At 59.5% G+C, this 26,361-nt stretch carries 25 protein-coding genes; 8 read left to right on the top strand and 17 right to left on the bottom strand.

What is annotated here, in order from left to right; translation table 11 throughout:
• Positions 1 to 54: 54 nt before the first annotated feature.
• On the top strand, positions 55 to 1,248 hold the full coding sequence (locus AC3ITA_RS11355) for an acyl-CoA dehydrogenase family protein (RefSeq protein WP_095941732.1): 1,194 nt from the start codon (positions 55 to 57) through the stop codon (positions 1,246 to 1,248).
• Positions 1,249 to 1,260: 12 nt separating this feature from the next.
• Positions 1,261 to 2,403 carry an acyl-CoA dehydrogenase family protein gene (locus AC3ITA_RS11360; protein ID WP_489280315.1) on the top strand — a complete coding sequence of 381 codons (1,143 nt, stop codon included), beginning with the start codon at positions 1,261 to 1,263 and terminating at the stop codon, positions 2,401 to 2,403.
• Positions 2,404 to 2,430: 27 nt separating this feature from the next.
• Here AC3ITA_RS11360 and AC3ITA_RS11365 read toward each other — a convergent pair whose 3' ends face one another.
• Complete coding sequence (locus AC3ITA_RS11365; protein WP_489280316.1) at positions 2,431 to 3,057, bottom strand: dihydrofolate reductase family protein; 627 nt, start codon at positions 3,055 to 3,057, stop codon at positions 2,431 to 2,433.
• Positions 3,058 to 3,330: 273 nt separating this feature from the next.
• Here AC3ITA_RS11365 and AC3ITA_RS11370 point away from each other — a divergent pair, with 273 nt between their 5' ends.
• The 5 genes from AC3ITA_RS11370 to AC3ITA_RS11390 all read left to right on the top strand — a co-directional run bounded on the left by AC3ITA_RS11370 (position 3,331) and on the right by AC3ITA_RS11390 (position 8,198).
• A complete protein-coding gene (locus AC3ITA_RS11370) occupies positions 3,331 to 3,903 on the top strand; it encodes a DUF2214 family protein (RefSeq protein ID WP_150673830.1) in 573 nt (190 codons plus the stop codon).
• A 305-nt stretch (positions 3,904 to 4,208) separates the two neighbouring features.
• Complete coding sequence (locus AC3ITA_RS11375; RefSeq protein WP_489280318.1) at positions 4,209 to 4,766, top strand: hypothetical protein; 558 nt, start codon at positions 4,209 to 4,211, stop codon at positions 4,764 to 4,766.
• Positions 4,767 to 4,895: 129 nt separating this feature from the next.
• Positions 4,896 to 5,738 (top strand): DUF6502 family protein, encoded by an 843-nt coding sequence (locus AC3ITA_RS11380; protein WP_150673829.1) that lies wholly within the window; start codon positions 4,896 to 4,898, stop codon positions 5,736 to 5,738.
• Positions 5,735 to 7,345 carry a DUF5666 domain-containing protein gene (locus tag AC3ITA_RS11385; protein WP_489280319.1) on the top strand — a complete coding sequence of 537 codons (1,611 nt, stop codon included), beginning with the start codon at positions 5,735 to 5,737 and terminating at the stop codon, positions 7,343 to 7,345. Before AC3ITA_RS11380 ends, AC3ITA_RS11385 begins: the two co-directional genes overlap by 4 nt.
• A 103-nt stretch (positions 7,346 to 7,448) precedes the next feature.
• Entirely contained in the window at positions 7,449 to 8,198 is a 750-nt protein-coding gene (locus AC3ITA_RS11390) for a hypothetical protein (protein ID WP_095941920.1), read from the top strand.
• 93 nt (positions 8,199 to 8,291) lie between these two features.
• On the opposite strand, the gene AC3ITA_RS11395 is transcribed toward AC3ITA_RS11390, so the two are convergent.
• The 3 genes from AC3ITA_RS11395 to AC3ITA_RS11405 form a co-directional block, all read right to left on the bottom strand.
• Positions 8,292 to 9,095 (bottom strand): 2OG-Fe(II) oxygenase, encoded by an 804-nt coding sequence (locus tag AC3ITA_RS11395; protein WP_095941738.1) that lies wholly within the window; start codon positions 9,093 to 9,095, stop codon positions 8,292 to 8,294.
• Between the two features lie 83 nt (positions 9,096 to 9,178).
• On the bottom strand, positions 9,179 to 9,988 hold the full coding sequence (locus AC3ITA_RS11400; protein ID WP_095941739.1) for a glycosyltransferase: 810 nt from the start codon (positions 9,986 to 9,988) through the stop codon (positions 9,179 to 9,181).
• A gap of 333 nt (positions 9,989 to 10,321) precedes the next feature.
• Entirely contained in the window at positions 10,322 to 10,807 is a 486-nt protein-coding gene (locus tag AC3ITA_RS11405; RefSeq protein ID WP_095941740.1) for an adenosine-specific kinase, read from the bottom strand.
• 359 nt (positions 10,808 to 11,166) lie between these two features.
• Here AC3ITA_RS11405 and AC3ITA_RS11410 point away from each other — a divergent pair, with 359 nt between their 5' ends.
• Positions 11,167 to 12,372 carry a hypothetical protein gene (locus AC3ITA_RS11410; RefSeq protein WP_489280321.1) on the top strand — a complete coding sequence of 402 codons (1,206 nt, stop codon included), beginning with the start codon at positions 11,167 to 11,169 and terminating at the stop codon, positions 12,370 to 12,372.
• A gap of 221 nt (positions 12,373 to 12,593) precedes the next feature.
• Here AC3ITA_RS11410 and AC3ITA_RS11415 read toward each other — a convergent pair whose 3' ends face one another.
• From AC3ITA_RS11415 to AC3ITA_RS11475, 13 genes are all read right to left on the bottom strand, one after another.
• On the bottom strand, positions 12,594 to 12,944 hold the full coding sequence (locus AC3ITA_RS11415; RefSeq protein WP_095941742.1) for a copper-binding protein: 351 nt from the start codon (positions 12,942 to 12,944) through the stop codon (positions 12,594 to 12,596).
• Entirely contained in the window at positions 12,941 to 16,099 is a 3,159-nt protein-coding gene (locus tag AC3ITA_RS11420; protein WP_489280323.1) for an efflux RND transporter permease subunit, read from the bottom strand. The genes AC3ITA_RS11415 and AC3ITA_RS11420 overlap by 4 nt, the downstream gene beginning before the upstream one ends.
• Positions 16,096 to 17,580, bottom strand: coding sequence for an efflux RND transporter periplasmic adaptor subunit (locus AC3ITA_RS11425; RefSeq protein WP_489280324.1), 1,485 nt, complete (start codon positions 17,578 to 17,580; stop codon positions 16,096 to 16,098). The genes AC3ITA_RS11420 and AC3ITA_RS11425 overlap by 4 nt, the downstream gene beginning before the upstream one ends.
• Positions 17,577 to 18,833 carry a TolC family protein gene (locus AC3ITA_RS11430; RefSeq protein ID WP_489280326.1) on the bottom strand — a complete coding sequence of 419 codons (1,257 nt, stop codon included), beginning with the start codon at positions 18,831 to 18,833 and terminating at the stop codon, positions 17,577 to 17,579. The genes AC3ITA_RS11425 and AC3ITA_RS11430 overlap by 4 nt, the downstream gene beginning before the upstream one ends.
• Positions 18,834 to 18,933: 100 nt before the next feature.
• Positions 18,934 to 19,275 carry a hypothetical protein gene (locus AC3ITA_RS11435; RefSeq protein ID WP_095941746.1) on the bottom strand — a complete coding sequence of 114 codons (342 nt, stop codon included), beginning with the start codon at positions 19,273 to 19,275 and terminating at the stop codon, positions 18,934 to 18,936.
• Positions 19,276 to 19,495: 220 nt separating this feature from the next.
• Complete coding sequence (locus AC3ITA_RS11440) at positions 19,496 to 20,404, bottom strand: MurR/RpiR family transcriptional regulator (RefSeq protein WP_095941747.1); 909 nt, start codon at positions 20,402 to 20,404, stop codon at positions 19,496 to 19,498.
• A gap of 119 nt (positions 20,405 to 20,523) precedes the next feature.
• Positions 20,524 to 21,288: an ABC transporter ATP-binding protein gene (locus AC3ITA_RS11445; RefSeq protein WP_095941748.1), complete on the bottom strand. Its 765-nt coding sequence runs from the start codon at positions 21,286 to 21,288 to the stop codon at positions 20,524 to 20,526.
• 18 nt (positions 21,289 to 21,306) lie between these two features.
• Positions 21,307 to 22,419, bottom strand: a complete 1,113-nt coding sequence (locus AC3ITA_RS11450; RefSeq protein ID WP_095941749.1) for a succinylglutamate desuccinylase/aspartoacylase family protein — start codon at positions 22,417 to 22,419, stop codon at positions 21,307 to 21,309.
• Between the two features lie 9 nt (positions 22,420 to 22,428).
• Positions 22,429 to 23,127, bottom strand: a complete 699-nt coding sequence (locus AC3ITA_RS11455; RefSeq protein ID WP_095941750.1) for an ABC transporter permease — start codon at positions 23,125 to 23,127, stop codon at positions 22,429 to 22,431.
• Between the two features lie 13 nt (positions 23,128 to 23,140).
• Positions 23,141 to 23,830 carry an ABC transporter permease gene (locus AC3ITA_RS11460; RefSeq protein ID WP_095941751.1) on the bottom strand — a complete coding sequence of 230 codons (690 nt, stop codon included), beginning with the start codon at positions 23,828 to 23,830 and terminating at the stop codon, positions 23,141 to 23,143.
• Positions 23,831 to 23,935: 105 nt separating this feature from the next.
• Positions 23,936 to 24,712: an ABC transporter substrate-binding protein gene (locus tag AC3ITA_RS11465; protein WP_095941752.1), complete on the bottom strand. Its 777-nt coding sequence runs from the start codon at positions 24,710 to 24,712 to the stop codon at positions 23,936 to 23,938.
• A gap of 449 nt (positions 24,713 to 25,161) precedes the next feature.
• Positions 25,162 to 25,857 (bottom strand): arsenical resistance protein ArsH, encoded by a 696-nt coding sequence (arsH, locus tag AC3ITA_RS11470; protein ID WP_489280329.1) that lies wholly within the window; start codon positions 25,855 to 25,857, stop codon positions 25,162 to 25,164.
• A gap of 11 nt (positions 25,858 to 25,868) precedes the next feature.
• Positions 25,869 to 26,339 carry an arsenate reductase ArsC gene (locus AC3ITA_RS11475; RefSeq protein ID WP_095941754.1) on the bottom strand — a complete coding sequence of 157 codons (471 nt, stop codon included), beginning with the start codon at positions 26,337 to 26,339 and terminating at the stop codon, positions 25,869 to 25,871.
• Positions 26,340 to 26,361 lie beyond the last annotated feature (22 nt).

Raw genomic sequence — 26,361 nt, forward strand, 5'->3', positions numbered from 1 at the left:
ACCGCAGTTCCCCTGTGGGAGCGGGTAAGCCCCAATGCTTTTTGGAGTGGATGGATGGACATTGAATTTTCCCCACAGGAACAGGCCTTTCGCCAGGAAGTCCGGGCCTTCTTGCGCGACAATTTGCCTGGCGAACTGTCCGAGCGGATTTCGTTGGGCAAACGCCTGAGCAAAACGCATCAGGTGCAATGGATGCAGATCCTCGACCGGCAAGGCTGGCTCGCGCCGGGGTGGCCGGTCGAGTTCGGCGGTACCGGCTGGAGTGCCGTGCAAAAGCATATTTTCGACGAGGAATGCTTTGCCGCGGGCGCACCGAAGGTGGTGTCGTTCGGCCTGAAAATGGTCGCGCCAGTGATCATCAAGTTCGGCACCGCCGAGCAGAAAGCACACTTCCTTCCCCGAATTCTTTCCAGTGAGGACTGGTGGTGCCAGGGCTACTCCGAGCCGGGTGCCGGTTCTGATTTGTCGTCGTTGAAAACCCGCGCAGTGCGCGAGGGCGATCACTACGTGGTCAACGGCCAGAAAACCTGGACCACCTTGGCGCACTTTGCCGACTGGATGTTCTGCCTGGTGCGCACCGACCCCGAGGCCCGTCAGCAACGCGGCATTTCGTTCCTGCTGATCGATATGAAAACCCCGGGCATCACGGTGCGGCCGATCATCACCCTCGACGGCGAGCATGAAGTCAACGAGGTGTTCTTCGACAACGTGCGGGTGCCGGTGGCGAATCTGGTGGGGCAAGAGAATGAGGGCTGGACCTGCGCCAAGTACTTGCTGACCCACGAGCGCACCAGCATCGGCGGGATCGCGCAGAACAAGGCATTGCTCACCCGGCTCAAGCGCATTGCCAGCCAGGAAGTCCGTGACGGTCGAACGCTGATCGAAGATCCGTTGTTCCGCGCGCAGATCGCCGAAGTCGACATGCAATTGATGGCGGCCGAAATGAGCAACCTGCGCACGTTGGCGGCGACACAAAACGGCGATGTACCCGGTGCCGAAAGCTCGTTCCTGAAGATCAGGGGCACCGAGATTCGGCAGGCCATTACCTACCTGATCAGTAAGGCCGTGGGGCCGTACGCGTTGCCGTTCATTGAAGATGAACTGGGTTATGGCAGCGAACCGTTGCTCTACACCGACTACAGCAGCGCGGCCACCTACCAGTACCTGGATGCGCGCAAGGCCTCGATCTATGGCGGCGCCAATGAAATCCAGAAGAACATCATCGCGAAAATGATCCTCGAACTCTAAGGCGCCACGACCATGGATTTCAAACTGACAGAAGAGCAGCTGATGCTGCAGGAAACCGCCGCGCGCCTGGTGCGTGACGTTTACGGTTTTGAGCATCGCGAGCAATACCGCCGGAGCAGGCAGGGTTTCAGTGGCCCGTTCATGCAGCAACTGGGTGAACTCGGACTGTGCGCCGTGCCCTTTGCCGAAGCCTATGGCGGCTATGGTGGCAGCGGTGTGGAGAACATGCTGATCATGACCGAACTGGGCCGGGAGCTGTGCCTGGAGCCTTACCTGCACTCGGTGATTTTCGCTGGCGGCCTGGTTGAGCAGTTGGGCTGCGCAGCCCAGAAAGACACGCTGTTGCCGCAAGTCGGCAGCGCCAGCCTGCAACTGGCTGTGGCCCTCGATGAGCCGCAGAGTCACTACCAGTTGCACGACGTTCAGACCATCGCCGAGCCAGTCAGCGGCGGCTGGAAACTTAGTGGCCGCAAGTCGGTGATTATCGGTGGCCAGAGCGCCGGGCTGATTCTGGTGTCGGCGCGCACCAGCGGCAGTGTTCGGGACGAAAAGGGCATCACTCTGTTCCTGGTCGACCCGCAAGACAACGGCGTCAGTCGACGCTCCTTCGATACCCAGGACGGGCGAATGGCCTGCGAGCTGTACCTTGAGGACGTGTTCGTCAAAAGCACTGCGGTACTCGGTGAAGTGGGGCAGGCCTTGCCAGCGCTGCGTTATCAGCAAGGCCGCTGCATCGCCGCGCAATGCGCTGAGGCTGTCGGCAGCATGGAAGCGGCGTGCGCGTTGACCCTCGATTACCTGAAAACGCGGCAGCAGTTCGGTCAGCCCATCGGCAAGTTCCAGGTGCTGCAACACCGCATGGTGGATATGCGCATCGAGCTGGACCAGGCCACTTCGATGACCCTGCTCGCCGCCTGCGTGGCGGATCAGGCCGACAGTGACGAGCGCAGCCGCGTCCTGGCAGCGGCCAAGTTCATCGTCAGCCGCGCCAGCCGCTTTGTCGCGGACCAAAGCATCCAGTTGCACGGCGGTATCGGCCTGACCTGGGAATACATGCTGTCGCACCATGCCAAGCATCTGCTGATGGTGGCGCGCCAGTTCGGCGATGACGATCACCACTTGCAGGTTTACGCGAAGTTGATGCCGGTGGCGTGAGGCGCGGGGCGGTGGCGCCGGCTATCGCTACCTCACGCCTTCGAACGAACCTGTGCGCACCTCGCCGCTGCGGGTGTAGCGGGTGATCAGCACACCCCCGGGTGAGCTGATCGAATTCACCAGGGTGAAGGCCGACGCTTGTGCGTTGTCGTCGAACAGGCGCTTGCCGCGTCCCAGCAGGATGGGATGAATCATCAGCCGCAACTCGTCCACCAGGCCGGCGGCTAGTAGTTGCCGCACCAGATCACCGCTGCCTTGGGTCAGTAGCCGGGGACCGTCCTGGCGTTTAAGCGCGTTGATCGCGTCGACCAGATTGCCCTCCAGCGCATGACTGTTGTGCCAGGCCAGCGAGTCGGCGCAATGGGTGGCCACATGCTTGGGGACGGCGTTGAACAGGTCGGCGATGGTGTGGTGAGTTGAGTCGGCCTGAATGTTCGGCCAATAGGCGGCGAAGATGTCGTAGGTACGACGCCCCAGCAGCAGCTCGAATGGCTGTGAGAACAGGTCCATGACGGCCTGGCCGGTGGTTTTGTCAGCGTAGGGCACGATCCAGCCACCGAAGCGGAATCCGCCACTGCAATCCTCTTCAGGCCCGCCGGGCGCCTGCATGACGCCGTCCAGACTTACGAACGCGGCAACAGTCAGTGTGCGCATGGTCTTCTCCTGGTTGATCCTGGTTGATCCTGGTTGATCCTGGTTGATCCTGGTTGATCCTGGTTTAAGCGTTTAGACAGGGAAGTCTGCGATCTCTTGAGACCGTTCCTTGAAAGATAGTCGCTTGCATGCTCGACGAAAGTCGTATGGCGGTCTGTTCCGTTGAGTGTTAGTGAGTATTTGTCTTGAAAGTGCAATTGCTAATTTGTATCATTCGTTTTCAATTCAGCGAAGCAGGGAACGCAGCGCCAAAACAATAAAAAGGTCAAGGCAATGCTCAAGATGCTTCTCGTGTACGGTCATCTGCTCGCTACGTGTATTGCCCTGGGGAGGGTGTTGCAGGCAGATCACAAGCTTTGGAGTTGGCGCAAGGAAATACTGGACCAGGCGAGGCTTGAGTACCTCGATGAGACCCAGAAGATTGTCAGCCTCGCGCTGCTGGCCCTTTGGGCAAGTGGGCTGTTGCTGGTGCTTCAGGGTTATCTCGATGAAGGTGACGCGTATCTGCTCAATCAGAAGCTCTGGGCCAAGGTGACGGTCGTCGCGCTGCTAAGCCTCAACGGCGCACTTTTGCATCGAATCGGCTTCCCGCTGCTGCAAAAGGCTCCCTTCGTCGCACTGCGCAGTGCAGGCCGCTCACGGCTCGCCTTGTTGGGTGCGCTTTCCATGAGCGGTTGGCTGTTCGCCGCTTTCCTGGGGGTGGCTCGAGCCTGGAATCACGTGTTGCCTTATCTGCATGTGATGGGCGCATTCGCTGCATTCTCGTTGCTGGCCTGTTGCGTGGCACTGGCAGTCGCCGGCAGGGCGGGCAGTGTCGGTGCGCAAAAATCCTCGGTTCCGGGGTAGCGATCAACAGACCGTGTTTCGTACCTGTAAACCTCCGGTTTAAAACGTAAAGTACCACCGCCCATACGTCTCCCGCATGGGCAACCCCCTCCCATCCCCATCTGTGTTCCCAGTCCGTCGGTCGGCTTTCTCCTGCGCCAGTTGACCCTGAGCCAGAAAGGGCTAACTTCTGTACGTGGGAAAAATTCCCACACGAAAGAATTCAGAAGAAGCTGTAGATTTGACAGTCTGCTCCCATGCCGCTCCCGGATTGCAACGCGTATGGCGTTGACACTGCTCGCGGTAAATCACCAGGAGAATGCACGATGAACAATTACCTGCTTTTCAAGAGAGGATTGCTGGCGCTGGCAATTGGCGGTGTCCTTTCGGCTTCCATCGTTCTGGTACCAGATTCCATCTCCCATGACTCCAGTGCCTATGCCAAGGATGGTGGTGGTGGTGGTGGTGGTGGTGGTGGAAGCGGCGGTGGCGGCAATGGCGGTAGCGGTGGCGGTCACGGCGGCAACAGTGGGAGCGGTGGCCATGGTGGCAATAGCGGAAGCGGCGGCAACAGTGGCCATGGTGGCAACAGTGGTCACAGCGGCAGCGACCATGGGAATTCAGGCCATGCCGGTTCTGGAGGCGCGAACTCCGGTCGCGGTGGTACCCATGCTGAAGCGGGGGATGATCACGGCAATCATGTCGGCGGCGAGCCGGGTGATGACCACGGCGTCCACGTCGGCGGCGAGCCAGGTGATGACCACGGTGTCCACGTTGGCGGCGAGCCGGGTGATGACCACGGTGTCCACGTTGGCGGTGAGCCAGGTGATGACCGCGGTGTCCATGTCGGCGGCGAACCCGGCGACGACAACAGCCGGATCTGAGGCGTTTTGTGATTCATGCAAAACCCCGGGGACCGGTTTTGCATGAGTCGTGGCAAAAATACGTGCGTGGTTTCATGGGATTATTTCCCACATGGCTATACTGGGGTTATCTATCCAGGAATTCGCTGAATGCAATCGTCCACGCTGCCCACCTCGCTCCTCAAAGCCTTGCGGCATGTCATGCAGCCGCTGGTGCGCCTGATGCTGCGCAAAGGCGTCACCTACCTGGTGTTTGCCGACCTGCTCAAGGAGGTTTTCGTCGAAGTGGCGGACCGTGAGTTCCGCCTGGGCGAGAAGGCACCAACCGACAGCCGCATCAGCCTGCTCACCGGCGTGCACCGCAAGGATGTACGGCGCTTGCGCAATACCGGCGACCCGGCTGCCTCCACGCTTCCGGAAAACATCACGTTCGGTGCGCAATTGGTCAACGCCTGGGCCAAGGCGCCCTTTTGCAACGACGCCGGCCAGCCACTGCCGTTGCCTCGATTGGCCAGTGTCGGCGGCGATCGTTCCTTCGACGCCTTGGTGGCGAAGGTCAGTACCGATATCAGGGCGCGGGTGGTGTTGGACGAGTGGCTGCGTCTGGGGGTCGTGCGCCTTGACGAGCAAGAACGCGTGCATCTCGAAGCGCAGGCCTTCGTGCCACAAAAGGGCTTCGATGAGAAAACCGCTTACCTGGGGCATAACCTGCACGATCATGCCTGCGCTGCAGTTCACAACCTGAGCAGCGACGCCCCGGCCTTTTTTGAACGCAGCGTCCACTATGACGCACTGACCCCGATGAGCGTCGAGGCGTTGCGCCAGGCCGTGGCCAGCGAAGGAATGCAGGCCCTGTTGAGCTTCAACCGACTCGCCGCCGAACTGGAGTTCCGGGACCTGCCCAGCCTTGAACCACGCCAACGCATCACGGTCGGCTTGTACTTCTACACTGAAGCTACCGATACCCATTCGCCAAAAGCCCCTGAACCATGACCGTCAAATTGCGCCTGATTCGTGCAGTCGCCCTCGTTCTGGGCCTCGCGCTTCCGATTGTGTTGCAAGCCGCTCCGGCCTGTGTCAGCCAGAATGACGCGGGCACCAGCGAAGTGCCGGTCATCCAGGCACCGGGAGGCACCGGCGGCACGGGCGTAGCGCCTGGCGGCATGGGCGGTACCGGCATCGATACCGACAACGGTGGAGTCGGTGGTACCGGCGCGCCACTGAAAAAACGCCCGGGCGGTATTGGCGGCACCGGGGCCGTTGCAGGCGGCGTGGGTGGTACGGGTATCAGCAACGATAACGGTGGGATCGGAGGTACCGGCATTGTCGGCACCATCACCGGGTTCGCCTCGATCTGCGTCAATGGCGTGGAAGTGCACTTCAACCAAAACGTTCCTGTCAGCGAGAACGGCATTGCCACCTCCAGTACCCGCCTGGCGATAGGCCAGGTGGTTGCCGTGGAAGCGTTCAACTCCCAGCGCGGTCTGGAAGCCGGACGCATTTCTATCCTGCACGCCTACGAAGGTCCTTTGACAGCCCTGCCGCGCGATTCCATGCCCATGCGCGTCATGGGACAACCGGTACGCCTGGCCAAGGGTGCCCAAGTCGCTGCCGACCTGCGCCCGGGCGATCCCGTGCGGGTCAGTGGGTTGCGCGATGCTCGAGGCGAAGTGGTGGCCAGCCGCATCGACCGGGCACTCGGCCTCAAGGAGGCCAGTGCCATCGGCCCGGTGGATCGCAGCGGCTATCTCCACGGGCTCAAACTCAGCAACCACTCGGGCCCGGCGCAGGAAATGCTGGTGCGCGGCCACTGGTCCGGTCGCGAGCTGGACGTGAGCCAAAGCCGTCCCGACCCGAGCCTGCCTTTCATTGGTCGGGCACACAATGCAGTGATCGAGGGCCTGGTACAGGTCCGGCAGGAGCGCCATTTGGTGGTGGGCGGCTTTAATGTGAAGCTGGCGCGCGACACCGTGTTTGTCGGTGTGCAGGCTTCTCAGCTGACGCTGGATCGACGTGTGCGGATCAATGGCGTGTTCACCGGCGCGCGGGAGGTGCAGGCAACGCGTATCGAATTGCCCCGCGAGGGCTCCGATTCCCCAGCCAACAACCGACACGGACGACTCGGCAGCAATGAGCAAGACACCGACGATTCAAGCGGCTCAGGCAATTCGAGCGGCTCCGGCAACTCTGGCAACTCTGGCAGTTCGGGGAACTCCGGGAGCTCCGGGAGCTCGGGCAGTGACAGGAGCGGCCGCTCCGAGAGCGCAGGCAGTGTCATCGACGATACTCGCCACGGGGGCAGTGACAGTCATGGCGGTGGCGACAATATAGAACGCGTGGACGTGAACGTGGACAAGTCTGGCAAATCAGAGCGAGTCGAAAGGGTCGAGCAATCCGGCAAAGGCGAGAATGTGGAAAGGGTAGAGCGGGTAGAGAAAGTAGAGAAGGTAGAACGTACGGAGAAAGTCGATCGACCTGAAAAGATCGAAAAAATTGATCGGCCGGAAAAAGTCGAGAAGGTTGAAAAGGTTGATCGGCCAGAAAAAGTCGAGAAGGTTGAACCAGTTGAAAAAATCGATCACTCCGGCAGGTCGGGTTAAAACAGTGCAGCCATGATGCACTTTCGTCATAAGTAACTAGGCTGGGTAAGTCACGCAACAAAACATGCGTGTGAACTTCGATGACGCCAGACACGAGGTGAACATGGACCCCAAGCGCATCCTGCTCGTCGGTTGGCTTGCCAGCCTGTCCTTGCCGGCCTTGGCCGATACCTTCACGACCTCGATCGGAACCGACTACTCTCGGGGCGACTATGGCACCGGTACCATGTCCGAAACCTGGTACGTCCCGCTGGTGGGCAGATACGAAACCGGTCCCATGACCTACAAGCTCACCGTGCCCTGGCTACGCATCACCAATCCTTCGGTCGGCCCTGACGGCGAGCCGCTGCCCGGCGGTTGCGGCAAGGTGGAAAGCGGTCTGGGCGACACCGTTGCCGGTGCCGACTATGCGGTGCTGGACGGCAGCGTTGGCGGGCTGTTCGTGGACCTGATCGGCAAGGTCAAATTGCCCACCGCCGACGAAGACGAGTGTCTGGGCACCGGCAAAACCGACTATTCCGCCCAGGTCGATGTCGCCAAAGCCTTCGGTCGTGTGACCGGGTTCGCGACCCTGGGCTGGAAAAAGTTCGGCGACCCGTCGGGCTCCGACTTCGACAACCCGATATTCGCCGGCCTGGGCTTTGCCATGCCCGTGTTTGCGCGCACCACAGCGGGCGTGTCTTACGACTGGCGGCAGAAGGTCGTTTCCACCGGCGACGAGATCGAGGAGCTCACGCTCTTTCTCACGCACAAGCTCAATCAGGAGTGGAAGTTTCAGTTGTACGCCGTCAAGGGCTTTTCCGACGCCAGCCCGGACGGCGAGGCCGGACTGTTGCTCAGCCACGCTTTCTGATTCCTGGCCGTTGCCTGTCTGGTTGCCTCCAGCATTGATGGGCTTCACCGCATCGACTCAGGCCCTTTGCCTTGCTCCCGGGCGTTTTGCAGGTCAGTTTTTCTTCTTGATCAGCTTATTAATGTAGTACTTCAGGCTTAAACGATCCTTGGGCCTTGGTTTGTAGTGGGTTTTGTTTCGTTGTGCCGGATCGATCGCCATGGTTCCCGCAGTGTAGTAATAAAGCGCGATAGACCTGCGGGTGATGTGTTCCGGAGTCGTTAAAGGCTCCGGGTGCCCATGATTGCTGTCCTTGTCTGTGTTGAAAATGACACAGCGATTGTAAATGGGCAGGACTTTTTTAAGGCAGGTCTTCATGCCGACGTCCCAAAGCTCCAGGTTGCCGCCGTATTCCTCTTGCCAGTCTTCATTTAGATAAATGATGATGTTCAGTCTGCGCTCAACATTAAGTTTTTTGTTGAGCCTGAAGTCCGAGTGCACCCCCAGGAAACCACCGCTTTTCGTTTCATGCAGGCCGCCGCCGCTAAAGTAGGGGTCGGGTATCAATCCTTCGATGCCAGTGAGCTTTTCAAGAAACTGCAACATGGGGGCCGAGTTAAAGGCGTTGAAAACGGTCTTCAAATAGGGGTCGCATTCGTTGGGGCTGATTTGACGTTTGCGTTGACCTTTATAGCCGCGCTCGTAGAGCATTTCATTGTTGGTTGGCTCGACCGGGAAGTGCGAACAGATGCTCGCAATCAGGTCTTCGTGCAAGAAGTTGTCGAGGACTATGTGCGGAAATGGCGTAGCCTGAACATAGCTGCCGGTCAACGAAGCACCAAAGGCGCTGGCGGCATTCTGGTCGAAATCAAGCTCCGGGGACAGGGTGATAGGTAGTGCTTGAGTGATGGGTGCCATTACCGCTCCAATGACCTGATATAAAAATGTATGGGTGACTTCACGCAGGGTTGAATGCCCTGCTCGTTGCGTCTATTTGCCGTTCACTTGGTCCTGTCGTCCTTGTTCAGACGCTTGAGGATGTTGTTGTACATTTTGGTTCGCCTATGGGTTTCACCATAGCCGCCAACCGCTGCAACAGTGCCGGACTGAATGTGATCCAGATAGCTGAAGATTTTACGTGGTGATAACATTTCAATGACATAACCAAGTTCGGTCATGCGGTCCTGAAGCGTATAGCCAGGCACGCGATCATCCATCGAAAAGTGCATGTTGTGCTGTTTGACAAGTTTGCAGTTCCACAAGGTGCAGAAACTTTTCAAATAGACTTCTTTGTACGGTTTTGGCTCTCTGGAACGCAAACCCATGGAGATTTTCAGGCGTCTGAAGTGGTGTTTGAATAGTCGTGAGCTAAAGCGCCAGGCGGATCTCATGGTGCCGCGGTTAATTTGCTCGACACAACCGACGGCCGCGACCTTCGGGTTTTTCAAGCATTTATTCAACATCATCGAAAAAACATTCTTGTCGAAAACAAATGTATCGGTGTGCATCAGGAATAAATAATCGGTGTCAATTCGCTCCAGAACCAGGTCAAGTGCCTTGCCATGGGCAATATGGCCCGCTTCAGGTTCGGAAATAGAGCGCTCGATCAAATTGATCCAGTCAAGCGTTCGTAAGTACTCAGTGCTCTCGTCGGCGGAATAGTTGTCAACCACCCATACCGGAACGCTGTTACTGCCAAAATGCTGGTGCAATAAGTCCAGGCATATCTTGGTGATTTCTGGTGTTTTGTAATTTACTATAACTATGCTGAAGGCTTTGGAGCTTTCGGCCTGTAAATCAGGGTTGTTCATCGTTCAGGTGCTCAATGTTATTTTAATTAATTGTATGAATGAACTTGTATACAATTTTTGCTTGTTCGCCGCGCAAAATCTTGCATGGCCAGAGAGCACAATTTGTTAATTCGCTTTGTCATGCATAATAACCACGGATTGCTCAGGCCCGATGGAGAGCAGTAGAAGCGGACTTCATCGTATAAGGATATGCCCTGCAGGTAAACATTTTGACTTGATTCGTTACATCAGGAGGCTGATCAGGTCACCACCTGCAGTACCGCCCCAAACAGGGCGTCACGCGCCGCGTATCATGCACCGGTTGAGCGTGTTTGGGAGGGAACGCCCTGCAACTCACAGCTTGTAGCCAATCTGCCGCAACAAGTTCTTGCGCCACAGAATGTCTTCATCGCCTTCGATGTCATGGGCACAAAAGCCATCCACTACGCCCAGGATCGCTCGCCCTTGCTGCGTCTCGGCGAGAATCACTTCGGTCGGATTGGCTGTTGCACAAAAGATACGGCATACCTCTGGAACCGTTTTGATGGTGTTCAACACGTTCAGCGGATAGAAACCTTCGCCCAGGAAAATGATGAAGCTATGGCCTGCTGCGATGGCTTTCGCATTTTTCTGTGCAAGTTCAATCATTGAGCTATCGGTGCCAGACCATCGCACCAGGCATTTGCCGGAGGCTTCACAAAAGGCCACGCCAAACTGGATGCCTGGCACGGTATTGACCAGCGCTTCGTGGATGTCCTCGACGGACTTGATGAAATGCGTCTGACCCAGAATGAAGTTCGTCTCATCCGGTTTTTCGATTTTCAACGTGATGAGTTGCATCTCAAACGCCTCCTTTCACGATGTTGCCAAGAGAGCCAGGCAACAAACCAAGCATAGCTACTCATTTGCCATTGCTGCGTCTTCTGTCTGCTGTTGGCCGATTGCTCAACGCGTGCCGCGGACCTGATATCCGGTCGTTGACACTTGTGCTGACAGTACTAATCTAAGTGGTGTGGGAATATTTCCCACGCTAAGATGCCAGCTGGCTCTGAAGGATCGTACGGATACCGCAGTGGCTCGTTGCTGCTGCCTATTCATGGCCGTGCCGGTTGGGTGGCCGCTCCAGTGGGCGGCCGGGAACTCACTGGACATTGCGTTCGATACGGAGGTGACAACGCAACTCCAAGCGGAGGTGCATCATGCTGCTCAAGAAATGTTTGTTGGCTCTGGCAATAGGCGGGGTCCTGTCGGCATCGACTGTTCTGGTGCCCGATTACATCAGTAGTTTCTCCAGCGTGTATGCCAAAGATGGTGGCAGCGGCGGTGGTGGTGGTAGCGGCGGAGGCGGTGGCGGTCACGGCGGTGGCGGCGGTTCCGGAGGCGGTGGTCACGGTGGTGGCGGCGGTTCCGGGGGCGGTGGTAACGGCGGTGGCGGCGGCTCCGGAGGCGGCGGTCACGGTGGTGACGGCGGTGGCGGAGGCGGCCACGGTGGCGGCAGCGGCGGCGGTGGTCACGGTGGCGGTGGTGGCTCCGGCAGTGGAGGCTCCGGAGGCGGTGGTCATGGTGGTGACGGCGGTGGCGGTCATGGTGCAACAGGCCATGGCGGTGACGGTCGCGGCGATGCTGACCATGGTGGTATGGCCGGGAACAGAGGCCCGGGCAATGCGCGTGACAACGACGATGACAATGGTGCCATGGCCGGGAATAGAGGCCCAAATAGAGGCCCAGGCAAAGCGCAAGACAACGATGATGACAACGACGCGGATAACGCCGCCGATGCAGCCAGGGAAGCCGCAGAAGATGCCGGTGACGCTGCAAGGGAAGCGGCAGAAGACGCCGATGACGCTGCAAGGGAAGCCGCGGAAAACGTTGGTGACGTCGCAAGGGAAGCCGCGGAAGACGTTGGTGACGCTGCAAGGGAAGCTGCAGAAGACGCTGCTGACGCTGCCCGTGAAGCCGCGGAAGACAGAGGCGTTGCCAGAAATGACGCTGATGTAGCCAGAGACGCAGCCAAGGCTGATGCAGACGCAGCCCGGGATGCGGCAAAAGCCGCTGCTGATGCAGCCCGGGACGCCGCCAGAGCTGAGGCGGATGCAGCACGGGATGCCGCAAGAGCTGCTGGCGTACCGCGCGCAGAGGCCGATGCAGCCAGAGACGCTGCCCGGGCCGCCGCGGATGCAGCCAGAGACGCCGCCAAGGCCGACGCAGATGCTGCCAGGGATGCAGCCAAGGCTGATGCGGATGCTGCCAGGGACGCAGCCAAAGCCAAGGCGAACGTAGCCAGAGAGGCTGACAAAGCCAAGGCGCGGGCGGCCAGAGAGGATGTGGCTGACGCCCCGGATGCACCAGATGCCCCAGACGCACCTGACGCACCGGATTTCGATACGGTTGAGATAGAGAACTAGGCCCGCACGTTCGGCAATGAACACGGCAGGCTCTACCCGTCGATGACGTCCCGGGGGTTTGAAGGACGTATCGGCAATGAGTCGCAAGCCCTGAAGAATCGCGGGGCTTGCGACTTTTTTTCGACATCTGTCGCAGGTCTGAAACACTGACGTGAATGACGCAAGGGGAGACGGAACTGGACGGCACGAAAAAATGTGCCGGACACTTCCAACACCGGAATTTACTTCTTAATGGACACAATCGAGGCGCTGTTACCCTCTAGCCGGAAGGAAAACGATACCCGGTCTCCGGGCGCCAACCCCGACAACTGATCTTGCGTCACGGAAAAGGCCATCGTCATCGGCGGCCATTGCAGGGCGGGAACGGCGCCGTGGGAGATCGTCACCGTGCCCTTCGAAATATCGATAGCCTTGATCGTACCTTCGGCATTCGAGACCGGAGCCTGTTTAGTTTCCTGCTTCATCTGCATACCTTCCATGCCGTCCATTTTCATGCCCGGCATGTCCTGCGCGCGGGCAGAAAGTGATAGCGCGAATACGGTGCTTGCGACTGCAATCAGGGTCAGTTTCATACGACTTTTCCTTGAGGGGTGTTGGTTTTAACTTGGAGGTGCCGGCGACGCATCAGGCGATACGCTGCCGGAATGACAAACAGGGACAGCAAGGGTGCAGTGACCATACCGCCGACCATGGGCGCGGCGATGCGGCTCATCACTTCGCTGCCGGTGCCGCTGCCCAACAGGATGGGTAACAGACCGGCAATGATCACGGCCACGGTCATGGCCTTGGGCCGAACGCGCTGCACAGCGCCTTCACGAATCGCCGCCACCAGACCGCGCTCAGTGCTGTCGCTGAGGTCTTCACGTTCGGCCCACGCGTTTTTCAGGTAGAGCAGCATGATCACACCAAATTCGGCGGAAACCCCGGCCAAGGCTATGAAACCGACCCCGGTGGCAACCGACAGGTTGAACCCCAACAGATAGAGAAACCATGCCCCCCCAGTCAGTGCGAACGGCAGAGTGGCCATGATCAGCAAGGCCTCATCGAAGCGGGCAAAAGTCAGGTAGAGCAACACGAAGATGATCAACAGCGTGGCCGGCACCACCAGCTTGAGTCGAGCGTTGGCTCTTTCAAGAAATTCGAACTGCCCTGAGTAGCTCAGGCTCATACCGGGCTGCAACTTGACCAGCTCGTTGACGACCCGGCGTAGATCGGCGACCACCGAGGCAATGTCCCGGCCCCGCACGTCGATGTATACCCAACCAGAGGGCCGTGCGTTCTCGCTTTTGAGCATCGGCGGGCCATCGCTGACCTTGACCTTCGCCACCGTGCCAAGGGTGATCTGACTACCCAGCGGGGTATAGATCGGCAGTTGCTCCAGAGCGCCGAGCGAGTCACGCCATTCCCTTGGGTAACGCACGTTAATCGGGAAACGTGCGAGACCTTCAATGGTCTCGCCGACGTTTTCACCGCCGATAGCACCGGCCACGATGGACTGCACATCGGCGATGTTCAGCCCATAGCGGGCGGCGGCCTTGCGGTCGATATCGACATCGATATAGCGGCCGCCAGTCAGCCGCTCGGCCAGAGCCGAACTGACACCGGGCACGTCCTTGGCTACTCGCTCGACCACTTGGGTGACCGCATCGATTTCCGCCAGATGGGTGCCAGCAACCTTCACACCGATCGGGCTCTTTATACCCGTCGCCAGCATGTCAATACGGTTGCGAATCGGCGGTATCCAGATGTTGGTCAAACCGGGTACGCGCACCACGCGATCCAGTTCCTCTACCAACTTTTCCTGAGTCATGCCTGGACGCCATTGCTCGTGTGGCTTGAACTGGATGGTGGTTTCGAACATTTCCAGCGGTGCGGGGTCGGTGGCGGTTTCGGCACGACCGGCTTTACCGAAGACATGTTCGACCTCTGGCACGGTCTTGATCAGGCGGTCAGTCTGTTGCAGCAGTTGCGCCGCCTTCTGCGCAGACAATCCCGGCAGAGCTGAAGGCATATAGAGCAGGTCGCCCTCGTCCAACGGCGGGAGAAACTCGCCACCCAAACGCGACATTGGCCACAACGCACTGACAAAAACCAACAGCGCGACCACCAGCGTGATCTTCGGACGACGCAAGACCGCGTCCAGGGCCGGCTGATAGATCCGGATCAACCACCGGTTCAACGGGTTCTGTTGCTCACTGGGGATTCGTCCTCGAATCCAGTAGCCCATCAGCACCGGCACCAGGGTCACTGACAATCCCGCCGCTGCGGCCATGGCGTAGGTCTTGGTGAAAGCCAAAGGACCGAACAGCCGTCCCTCCTGAGCCTCCAGGGTGAACACCGGAATAAACGACAGGGTGATGATCAGCAAACAGAAGAACAGCGCCGGGCCTACCTCTGCCGCCGCTTTGGTCATGACATGCCAATGACGCTCGCCCTTTAGTTCCTCCCCTGGATTGGCTACGTGCCAGGCCTCAATCTTCTTGTGGGCGTTCTCGATCATCACCACGGCGGCATCGACCATGGCGCCGATGGCGATGGCGATTCCGCCCAAGGACATGATGTTGGCGTTGATGCCTTGGTAGCGCATGACGATGAAGGCAATCAGCACCCCCACCGGCAGTGAAATGATCGCCACCAGCGATGAGCGCAAGTGCCAGAGAAAGATCCCGCAGACCAACGCGACGACGATGAACTCTTCGATGAGCTTGTGGCTGAGGTTTTCCACCGCGCGGTCGATCAGCTTGCTGCGATCGTAGGTGGTGACGATTTCCACGCCGGCCGGCAGGCTGCTTTTCAGTTCGTCGAGTTTGGTCTTGACCGCCGCAATGGTCTCGCGAGCGTTCTTGCCGCTGCGCAAAATCACCACGCCACCGACGGTCTCGCCCTCGCCGTCGAGTTCAGTGATGCCACGGCGCATTTCCGGGCCCAACTGAATCGTGGCGACATCGCCAAGGGTCACCGGCACGCCGCCCGCACCCAACTTGAGTGGGATCGAGCGGAAGTCATTGAGCGTCTTCAGGTAGCCGGACGCGCGCACGATGAACTCGGTCTCTGCCATCTCCAGCACGGCGCCACCTGTTTCCTGATTGGCCTTGCCGATCGCCTCGGTCACCTCGGCCTGAGTGATACCGAGGCTGGCGAGTTTCAGCGGATCCAGTTGCACCTGGTACTGCTTGACCATCCCGCCGACTGTCGCCACCTCTGCGACGTTGGGCAGCGTCTTGAGCTCAAACTTGAGAAACCAGTCCTGAAGTGCGCGCAGTTGCGCCAAATCGTGTCCACCGCTGCGATCCACCAGTGCGTACTGATAGATCCAACCCACCCCCGTCGCATCCGGCCCCAACGCTGGCTTGGCGCTGGCCGGCAACCGACTCTGTACTTGGCTCAGGTACTCCAACACCCGCGAGCGAGCCCAATACAAGTCAGTGCCGTCTTCAAACAGCACGTAGACAAAGCTGTCACCGAAGAAGGAATAACCACGCACGGTCTTGGCGCCAGGCACCGAGAGCATGGTGGTGGCCAACGGATAGGTCACCTGATTCTCGACAATCTGCGGCGCTTGTCCTGCATAAGGGGTGCGGATAATCACCTGCACATCGGAAAGGTCTGGCAGCGCATCAATGGGCGTGCTCTGCACCGACCAGATACCCCAAGCCGTGACGAACAACGTCGCCAGTAGCACCAGGAATCGGTTGGCCACCGACCAACGAATCAGGGTAGCAATCATGGCTGCCCCCCCGATTTATCCAGGCGCTCGACACGCAAGCCATCGTCGGTCTGGCTCACCGCGACCCGAACCTTGTCACCAGCCTTGAGGCCCTGCATCAGCGCCGGACTGGCGAGTGGGAACGTCATCGTCATGCCAGGCATGCCCAGCGTCTTGAAGGGACCGTGGGCGAGCGTGACGTCTTTATCGTTGATCTCAACGATCTGCCCATCCGCTTCATGAAAACTGGCGGCGGCCGCACTGGGTGGTGACACTTCCTCCGAGCTTGCAACGATGCCCTTGAGACTGGCCTCCGAGTCGAGCAGGAACTGACCAGACGTAACCACCTTCTGACCTTCGCCCAGACCTTTCAAAATCGCCGTCTTGCCATCGCTTTCCTGCCCGAGTTGCACCTCCACTGGGCGGTAGCGGCCCGCATCTTCGGCGAGCATCACCAAGGCACGTCGGCCAGTGCGAATCACCGCTTCGCTCGGCACCCACAATACACTGTGCTCAACTGTACGATTCAGGCGGACCTGTGCCGTCAAACCGGGTCTCAGGCGCCCGTCCGGATTGGGCAGTTCCACCCGCACGCGAAGGGTGCGACTGTCCGGATTGGTTTCAGGCAAAATCGCGCTGACCTTGCCACTGAGCGTTGCCTCTGGAAAGGCTGGCAATCGCGCTTCGACTGACTGCCCCACGGTGATAGCTCCGGCATCCGATTCCGGTACGGCCACGGCGAGCCAGACACTGCTCAAGCCATTGACGCGTGCCAGGGTATCGCCAGTCGCCACGGTCATACCCGCACGTACGTTCAACTCTTGCAGCACGCCGCTGATGGGGCTGGTGAGGGTCAGGTTCGGTTGGACTTTGCTACTGCGCTCTAGCTGAGTGATTAACGCAACCGGCATCCCTGTGAGCCTCAGTCGCTGGCGGGCCGCAGCCAACAGATCGGTATCACCGTTGCGCTTGAGGGCAAGAAACTCTGTCTGGGCGGCCGCCCACTCCGGCACCAGGATATCCGCCAATGCCGCGTTGGCCTTGAGCACATCACCGGGTGCATGGGCATAGACCCGCTCCACAAAGCCAGGGGTGCGTGCCTGAATCACAGCGACATCACGTTCGTTGAACGCCAAGACACCGGTTACTTCGAGGCTGGACTCAAAGACGCCACGAGTGACAGTCGCAAAACGCAGACCAAGATTCTGGGTCAGGCTCGGATCGATACTGACGGCCGCACGATCCCCGACGCCGCTGGCGTACTGGGGGACCAGTTGCATGTCCATAAAGGGGGACTTACCCGGGTTATCGAACTTTTGCTGCGGGTACATGGGGTCATACCAGTACAGAGCCTTGCGTTCATCCAGTGAATTGAGGCTCTGCTCCGGGGCGGTACTTGGTACTCCGCTCATGCGCTGGGGAGCGAACCAGTAGCCACCGGCGACACCCAATGCCAGCGAGATGCCAACCAGCAACGCCCCGTTCCATTTTTTATGGTTCATTGGCTGGACTCCCCATAAGCAAAAAACAGACGCGCGCTGGTCAGTGCTCGCTGTTCTTCCACGTCGATCTGTTTGAGTCGGGCTTCGATGAGTTCACGTCGGGCGGCCACAACGGCGTTTAAATCGCCTTTGCCGGCACGGTAGCTGGCCATGCTGAGTTCGACCTTTTCCCTGGCCAGCGGCAACAGGCTTTCCTGGTTGCGGCTTACCGCACGATTCAGACGCTCATAGTCGGCCAGTTCGTTTTCCAGTTGCTGTGTGTGCTCGCGTGACAGGGCTTCGCGCTCAGCCTCAAGCTGGCTGAGTTCAGCCTGTTTGGCTGCGATTTTGGGGTTTTGCCGGGAGTCAGGAAACAGCGGCAAGTCCCAGGACAATTGCACGCTGACCATGTCGCCGAACTGGCGATCGCGATGTTGATAGTCAAGCTCCCAGCTCCAGTCTGACTTTTTCTCCGACTCGGCTTCACGAACCTTGGCTTGCGCTTCGCGGGTCATCGGCGCAAACGCTGCCAACTCGGGGTGGTGTTGCAGTTTATGGGCGTAGCTTGAGGAATCGACAGGCCACTGCGGCAAGGTGCCCACAGGCTTGTCGTTGGCGGCGGAGCCAATCCAGCGTTTGAGGGCCGCTCGGGCCTGCGTTCTCTGGAGCACAAGATCGTCCTGTTGCTGCGCCAGTTGAGCCGCTTCTTGCTTGGGTGTCACCGCATCGGCGGGCTGAGCGCGGCCACCGGCAATCTGGGCCCGGACGGTATCGGTCAGCAGGCGGTTTTCTTTGTAGAAGTCCTGGAACAGCGCATCTTTTCGCTCGACCGAGTAGCTACTGATCCAGGCCAGTGCCGTGGATTGGCGTACCTTCAAACGTTCGACCCGACGCTCTGCCGCAGCGCGATCAACGGCCGCATCGGCGACCTCAATGCGTGCTTTGCGCTTGTCGCTGTTGGGCATCTCTTGTCTGACCCCGACCATTTGCATGGTCATGAAGTCGTCGTTGATGCTCCAGCGATCCGGGCCGCCGATGGGGTAGTTCTGCACACCTGCCAGCAACTTGGGGTCAGGTAATTCACCCGCTGGAATAGCCGCACTGCTGGCAGCCTGAATCTTTGCATCTTGTGCAGTCAGCGACGGCGCATTGTTTTCGGCCAGCCGCAGCGCTTCATCAAGAGTCAGTGCGGCAGCGACGCCCGGCAATGCCAGTACGCTTGCCGCCAGACCGGCCACGAGGGACCAGCCTGTGCAATAGCACTTGGAGTTCATGTTTTGGATTCCTGTGATCATCCACTGCACGCGTCAAAAAGACAGGCGCGCAGCCAGTCCATCCCGCTAGTGCGGAATGAGGCTCAATGTTGGACAGGAATCAAACGCGAGGCGGTCGCCATACCCCGGACGGGGTTTGTACGGGCAGGGAATCACTGAAGAAGGAAACCACTACGGGGCTGAACACGGTGACAGGAGGCTTGAGGATCGAGACTTGCAGCATACCGCCTGTCTTGCACTCCTGGCCCGGCTTGCAGGGCTTGCCATGCTCCGTCGGGCTTTTCATGTCATTGCAGCAGTCCATTGCCATGTCATCCATCATCGCCATGCCCATCGTCTTCGTCGGGCAAGGTTCTGTGGGCGCCTGAACACCCGCCATCCCGCTGAGGGGAAGCACCAGGCTAATCACGAAAATGAGGCAAAACCGCAGGTAGCGTTTCATGGGCTGGAGTGTAGTGGTTGAAATGGGCTCTTACAATTGGAGGACTGTTCTCACCGCGTGCCGAAGGCGTTGATTCAGGCGATATCACCGTATCTGAATTAAGCCAGCATTATCGCTGACAGAGGATTTGCTCACCTTCGGGACCTTCGAGTACGGGTTCTCGACCACCATGATCGGCGCGACTGTCGGCTTCGTCATCCTGGCGGTGTATTTCCATCACTCACTTTTTTGCCGGTTTACCGCTGGCAGGGATGTGCAGGTACGACATCACGCTTTCCGTCAGTTCGGTTGCCAGTTTGACCGCTTCTTTATTGCGCGCCATCACGCCGGCGACCAAGCCTTCGATCAAGGCCAGTACGGCGATGTTGGAGCTGGTCAGCACGGGGTGATCGCAAGGCGCAAACAGCGTGTGCCGGGCTATGCCGGTGAGTGGCGAGGCGGGTGAGTCGGTAATGGCGAGCACCGATGCGCCGCGTTCATTGGCGAAGCGTGCCAGTTGCAGGGTGTCGAGGGAGTAGCGCGGCAGGGTGATCGCCAGCAGCACGTCCTGATCGGTGATCGCAGCCAGACGGTAAGCGGCGTTTTCGTTTCCGCCCTCCATGCTGATGGCCGTGGCGTCCGCACAGAAGGGCATCAGGGTCGAGGCGGCGAGACCGGCGAAGTAGACACTGTTGCCAAAGCCCAGGATGTAGATCTTGCGCGCTTTGGTCAGGCGAGTGACGAATGCTTCAAAGGTGTCGGCGTGGTTGTTGCTCGCCGCGGTGGCCAGGTTGCTACTGGCGCTCTGGAGTTGCTCATGCAGGCCGAACGCGCCGCCGGGTCGATGGGCAAGTTCGTTGCGCAGTTTGTCGACCGGCGACACCATCTGCTGCAACGTTGCGACCAGCTCGGCCTTCATGCCGCTGTAGCCACCGAGGTCCAGTGCTTTGGCCAGGCGGTTGACGGCGGCGGGTGAGGTCAATGTTTCGTGAGCCATCTCCTCGATGGTCAGTGTCGCGGCCTTGAGCGGGTGACGCAGGATAAAGTCCGCGACCTTGCGCAGTGACGGCGGCAGATCGGAAACGATTTCCGTGAGTTTGCGCATGACCGGCGCGGCATAGACGGTGGTGTCTTTCGATGGGGTTGGCATATCCAGCTCAACATTTCCTGAGGGTGAGAGAAGGGCTGTGCCTGATGCCCTGACAAGGTTGGCTGGAGTGTATCCGAAGCCAACCTTGTCGGGCAGCGCCGTGCAATGGATGGAGGCGCTTACTTCAGGCTTCCGGCCAGAAACTGCTGGAGGCGTTCGGACTGTGGGTTGACCAGCACTTGACGCGGGTCGCCGCGTTCCTCGACAACGCCCTTGTGCAGGAACACCAGTTGGTTCGAAACCTCACGGGCAAAGCCCATTTCGTGAGTCACCACCACCATGGTGCGGCCTTCCTGCGCCAGATCCTGCATGACTTTAAGCACTTCGCCGACCAGTTCGGGGTCGAGCGCCGACGTCGGCTCATCGAACAGCATCACTTGCGGCTCCATCGCCAGTGCGCGGGCAATGGCCACGCGCTGCTGCTCGCCACCGGACATATGCGCCGGCCAGGCGTTCATGCGGTGCGCCACACCGACTTTGTTCAGGTAGTGCTCGGCCTTCTCCCGTGCCTCTTTCTTGCCCAGGCCCAGCACATGCACCGGGGCTTCCATGACGTTTTCCAGAGCGCTCATGTGGGACCAGAGGTTGAAGTGTTGAAACACCATCGATAGCTGCGAACGCATGCGTTGCAACTGTTTGGGTTCGGCCGCCTTCATCCCGTCGGAATTGTTGGCCACCAGCTTGAGCGGTTCGCCATTGAGCACGATATTGCCCGCATTGGGTTGCTCCAGCAGGTTGATGCAGCGCAGGAACGTACTTTTGCCAGAGCCGCTGGAGCCGATGAGGCTGATCACGTCACCGGCCTTTGCCTGCAGGGACACGCCCTTGAGCACCTGGTGCGCTCCGTAGCTTTTATGCAGGTCTCGAACTTCAAGTTTGTACATGGTTTGAACTCTCTGGAATCAGTCGCTGAGCAAGCGACCCTGGCGAATGGGGGTGACGCCTGCCACTTTGGCCAACCACAATCCCGGCTGGGCAAAGCGCAGCCGTTCGCGGGCATAGAGAATGCCGTCGGTGCTGGCACTTACCACGCTATGGCGGTCGGTTAGCGGGTCGATGACTTCGAATAGCGGATCGCCGACCTTGACCTGGGCACCCAACGGTTGCAGAAAACTCACCACACCCGGGTGGGGTGCACAGGCGTACTGCGCGCCGGCGAATGGCATGGCCTGGCAATGGCTCGGTGGTGCCGCTGGCCAGTCACCGCTGATCAGGCCTTGCTCGGCGAGATACCCGAGAATGGCCTGTGCACTGTCGAGGCATTGCTCGCGTTCGGTGTCTGCCATGCCACGCAATTCGATGGTGGTGGCCGCGCACGCCAGGGGAATATTGGCTTCGGGAAACCGCTCGGCCAGGTGTAGCCATGCAATGGCGCAGGCTTCGTCGAAGGCACTGCCGCCCGCATCTTCGGCCAGTAACGTGACCCCGGCGCCAAGGCGTGCGGCCAGTGACTGCAGGCGCGGCCAGATTTGCGGCATCGCATACATCAACATGATCGATTCGAAATCGCAGTGCAGGTCCAGCACCACATCGGCGTCACAGGCATGCTGCAGCAACAGGCGGCGCAGACCGTCGAGCTCCGAGGTCGGTGCCGGCATGGCGGCCAGGGCCTCACCCATGGCGCGGCGGATGAGTGCGATGTTGGCGTCGGCATCGTCGCCCAATCGGCCTTCCAGCAGCGGTGCAATGGCATCGACCAACTCGGGGAAGTCGCGATTGAAGTTCTTGCCGCTGGAGAACTCGAAGCGCCCCTGATGGGTGGCCTGGAACATCTGGGCGATCCCGATCGGGTTGGCCATGGGCACCAACTCGATCACCCCGGTCAGGCGGCCTTGTGTTTCCAGCTCCAGAAGACGGCGCTTGAGCTCGACGGCGACGCGCATCCCCGGCAATTCGTCGGCATGCAGTGACGCCTGGATGTAGGCCTTGCGTGGTCCGCGGCCAAAACGAAACAGCGACAGCGTTCGTTCGGTGCCCGAGGCACTCCACGGCAACCGGTATTGAATGTGCTCCATAGCAGCTCCTTAGTGCTTGCGCGGTGCCAGATACGCCAGCCAGCGGCGCTCGGCCAGCTTGAACAGGCGCACCAGAATGAAGGTCAGGGCGAGGTAGATGAGGCCGGCGGTGATAAACGCCTCGAATGGCAGATAGAAGCGTGAGCTCACCGTACGTGCGGCCCCGGTGATGTCGACGAGGGTGACGATGGAGGCCAGGCTGGTGGTTTGCAGCATCATCAGCACTTCGTTGCTGTATTGCGGCAGTGCCCGGCGCAAGGCCGACGGCATGAGAATGCGGCGATACAGGGTCAGGCGTGACATGCCCATGGCCCTGGCGGCTTCGATCTCGCCAGGGTGGGTGGATTTCAGACTGCCGGCCAGCAGCTCTGCGCTATAGGCACTGGTGTTGATCGCGAAGGCCAGGCAGGCGCAAAAGGTGGCGCTGGAGAGGTAAGGCCAGAGCACGCTTTGGCGCACCGCTTCGAACTGCGCCAGGCCGTAATAGATCAGGAACAATTGCACCAGCATCGGCGTACCGCGAATCACGTAGGTATAGAGCCAGGCCGGGAAGTTGATCAGCGGCGATCGCGACACCCGCATCAGTGCCAGTGGAATCGCCAATACCAGACCCAGGGCCAGGGAAATGAGCAGGACTTTGAGGGTCAACAGGGCGCCATTGAAGTACAGCGGCAGGTTTTCCCAGATCAGGTTGTAGTCGAGAATCATGGGCGGCTCCCCCTCACAATTCGGCGGCTTTGATGCCGACCGAGTAGTGTTTTTCCAGATAGCGCAGCACCAGCAAGGACAGGCTGGTGAGCATCAGGTACAGCGCTGCCACTGCGAGGAAAAACGTGAATGGCTCGTGTGTGGCATCCGCTGCGTTCTTGGCTTTGAACATCATGTCCTGCAAGCCGATCACCGAGATCAGCGCGGTGGATTTGGTCAGCACCAGCCAGTTGTTGGTGAACCCGGGGATGGCGAAACGAATCATCTGCGGGACCAGGATTCGCCAGAACACCTGAGTACCGCCCATGCCATAAGCCACACCGGCCTCGGCCTGACCCTTGGGGATCGCCATGAAGGCGCCGCGAAAGGTTTCCGAGAGGTAGGCGCCAAAAATGAAGCCCATGGTGCAGACGCCGGCGATAAAGGGGTTGATGTCGAGATAGCGGGTGTAACCGAGCGCCAGGGCGATGCGGTTTACCAGATCCTGGCCGCCGTAGAAGATCAGCAGGATCAGCACCAGGTCTGGAATACCGCGAATCAGGGTGGTGTAGCTTTCCCCGAGCATGGCCAGCCATTTGAGCGGTGACAGGCGAAAGGCCGCGCCGACCAGGCCCAGGGCAATCGCTAGGGACATGGATGTCAGGGCCAGGTTTATGGTCAGCCAGGCGCCATCGAGAATGCTCGATCCGTAGCCGTGAAGCATGATGAAGTTCCTCAAGCGAGCGCCGCGAGGCGCGCATGACAAGTCCCGACAGACGCCTGCAACGGGCCGTCGCCGGGTCTTGGATCGGGGGGGCAGGAGTAAGGCTTACTCGCCGTAGATATCGAACGCGAAGTACCTGGCCATCACTTGCTGGTACTTGCCATTGGCGCGAATGGCGTCAATCGCGGCACTCAGGCGCGCAACGTTGGCACTGTCGCCTTTGCGCACGGCGATCCCGGCGCCCCGGCCGAAATATTTCGGGTCGTTGATGTCGGGGCCTGTGAGCGCGAAGCCTTGGCCGGCGGGTGTCTTGATGAAGCTCTCATCGGTGTTGACGATGTCGGCGAGGGTGGCGTCCAGGCGACCCGAGGCGAGATCGAGGAAGGCTTCATTCTGCGAGCCGTAGCGCACCACGGCGACGCCGGCTTTTTCCAGTTGCTCGGTGGCAAAACGATCGTAAGTCGAGGAGCGTTGCACGCCGAGTTTCTTGCCCTTGAGGTCCACCAACGGGTCATTGATCACGTTGCCGGCCTTCATCGCGAACTTGCCCGGCGTGTGGTAGTACTTTTTGCTGAAGTCCACGGACTTCATCCGGTCTTCGGTAATCGACATCGACGACAGCACGGCATCGATCTTGCGCACTTTGAGCGACGGGATCATGCCGTCGAACTCCTGAATGACCCACTCGCACTTGACCTGCATTTCTTCGCACAAGGCGTTGCCGATGTCGTAGTCGAACCCGCTGACGTTGCCTTCGGGTGTCTTGAAGGAGAAGGGCGGGTAGGCGGCTTCGATACCGATACGCAGGCTGTCTTCGTCGGCATGTGCCAGGAAGCTGAAAGCGCACAGCGCCAGAGCACCTAGAAGTTCTGTCTTGTTCATATTGTTGACTCCCTGGAGGGCATTGGGGGGAAGCGGGTGTCCGCCATCCGGGTTGGCGTGGTGGATCAGTCCTGTGATCGGCGAGCTATAAATGACACAATAAAATTCCATATGCAAGATGTCTGAAAATAAACATATCAGCCTGGGGCGAAACGATGCTCCGGGACGCGGCCAGAGAGACTGCGGATGCAGCCCGTGACGCCGCCAAAGTTGAGGCGAAGGACGCCAGAGAGGATGTGGCGGACGCCCCGGATGCTCCGGACGAACCGGATTTCGACGCAGTTGAGGTAGAGAACTAAGCCTGCACGTTCGGCAATGAATACGGCAGGCATGCCGTAGAAAACGTCCCGGGAGCTTGAGGGACGTATCGGCAAAGAGTCGCAAGCCCTGAAGCGTTGTGGGGTTTGCGACTTTTTTCGGCTATCGAGCCTGGGGGAGCATTTCTACAGTCAAATCGACCGCTGATTTACGCGCTGACTCAGTTCCTCTGCGGATTCTTTTCGCTCCGAGTAGCGATCAACCAGATCGGGGCGATCCCGTAGCAGCAGGGTGAATTTCACCAGCTCCTCCATGACGTCCACCACCCTGTCGTACAGCGACGAGGGTTTCATGCGATTGGCCTCGTCAAATTCCAGAAAAGCCTTTGGCACGGAAGATTGATTGGGGATGGTGAACATGCGCATCCAGCGCCCCAGCACACGAAGCTGATTCACCACATTGAAAGACTGGGAGCCGCCGCAGACCTGCATGACCGCGAGGGTTTTCCCCTGGGTCGGACGAACGGCCCCCAACGCCAACGGCACCCAGTCGATTTGCGCCTTGAACACCGCGGACATGGAACCGTGGCGCTCTGGCGAACACCAGACCTGGCCTTCGGACCACTGCATCAGCTCGAGCAGTTCCTGGACTTTCGGGTGATCGGAGGGCGCGTCGTCCGGTAGCGGCAGGCCTGATGGGTTGAAGATCCGGGTCTCGGCGCCGAAGTGTTCGAGCAACCGGGCTGCTTCCTCGACCAGCAGGCGACTGAACGAGCGCGCACGAGTCGAGCCGTATAGCAACAGGATGCGCGGCTTGTGCTGGTCGTCGCGTCCGCTGGCGATGGGCTGGGTCAGTGAGGTGTCGAGATTGGGCAGGGGATGGGTCATGGGGGCTCCGGTCAAAGCGTGCCGATGCGGTCGAGTTCCCGCTTCAGCGCATCGCGGTCAAGTTGTGCAAAAGGCAGGTCGAGCAATGCCCGGCAGCGTGTTTCGATGCGCGCCAGGGTTGAGTGGAACGCAGCCGATACCATCGCTTCATCTCCCTGTATGTCCGATGGGTCTTCCAGGCCCCAATGAGCTTTCAGTGCCGGCCCGAAATACACGGGGCACGCCTCACCGGCGGCCTTGTCGCAGACCGTAATGACGATGTCCGGCGGGTTGGCTTCGAAAGCCTCATTGCCTTTGCTGCTCAAGCCGTCGATGGCGATACCGGCTTCTTGCAACGTGCTCAGGCTGCGGGGCAGCACCTGGCCCTTGGGGAAGCTGCCGGCACTGATCGCCTCGAAACCTTCGGGGGCGAGATGGTTGAACATGGCTTCGGACAGGATGCTGCGACAGCTATTGGCGGTACACATAAACAGAACGCGCATGGTGACTCCTCTTTGCAGTCGC

The organism is Pseudomonas sp. GL_090, assembly GCF_057837765.1.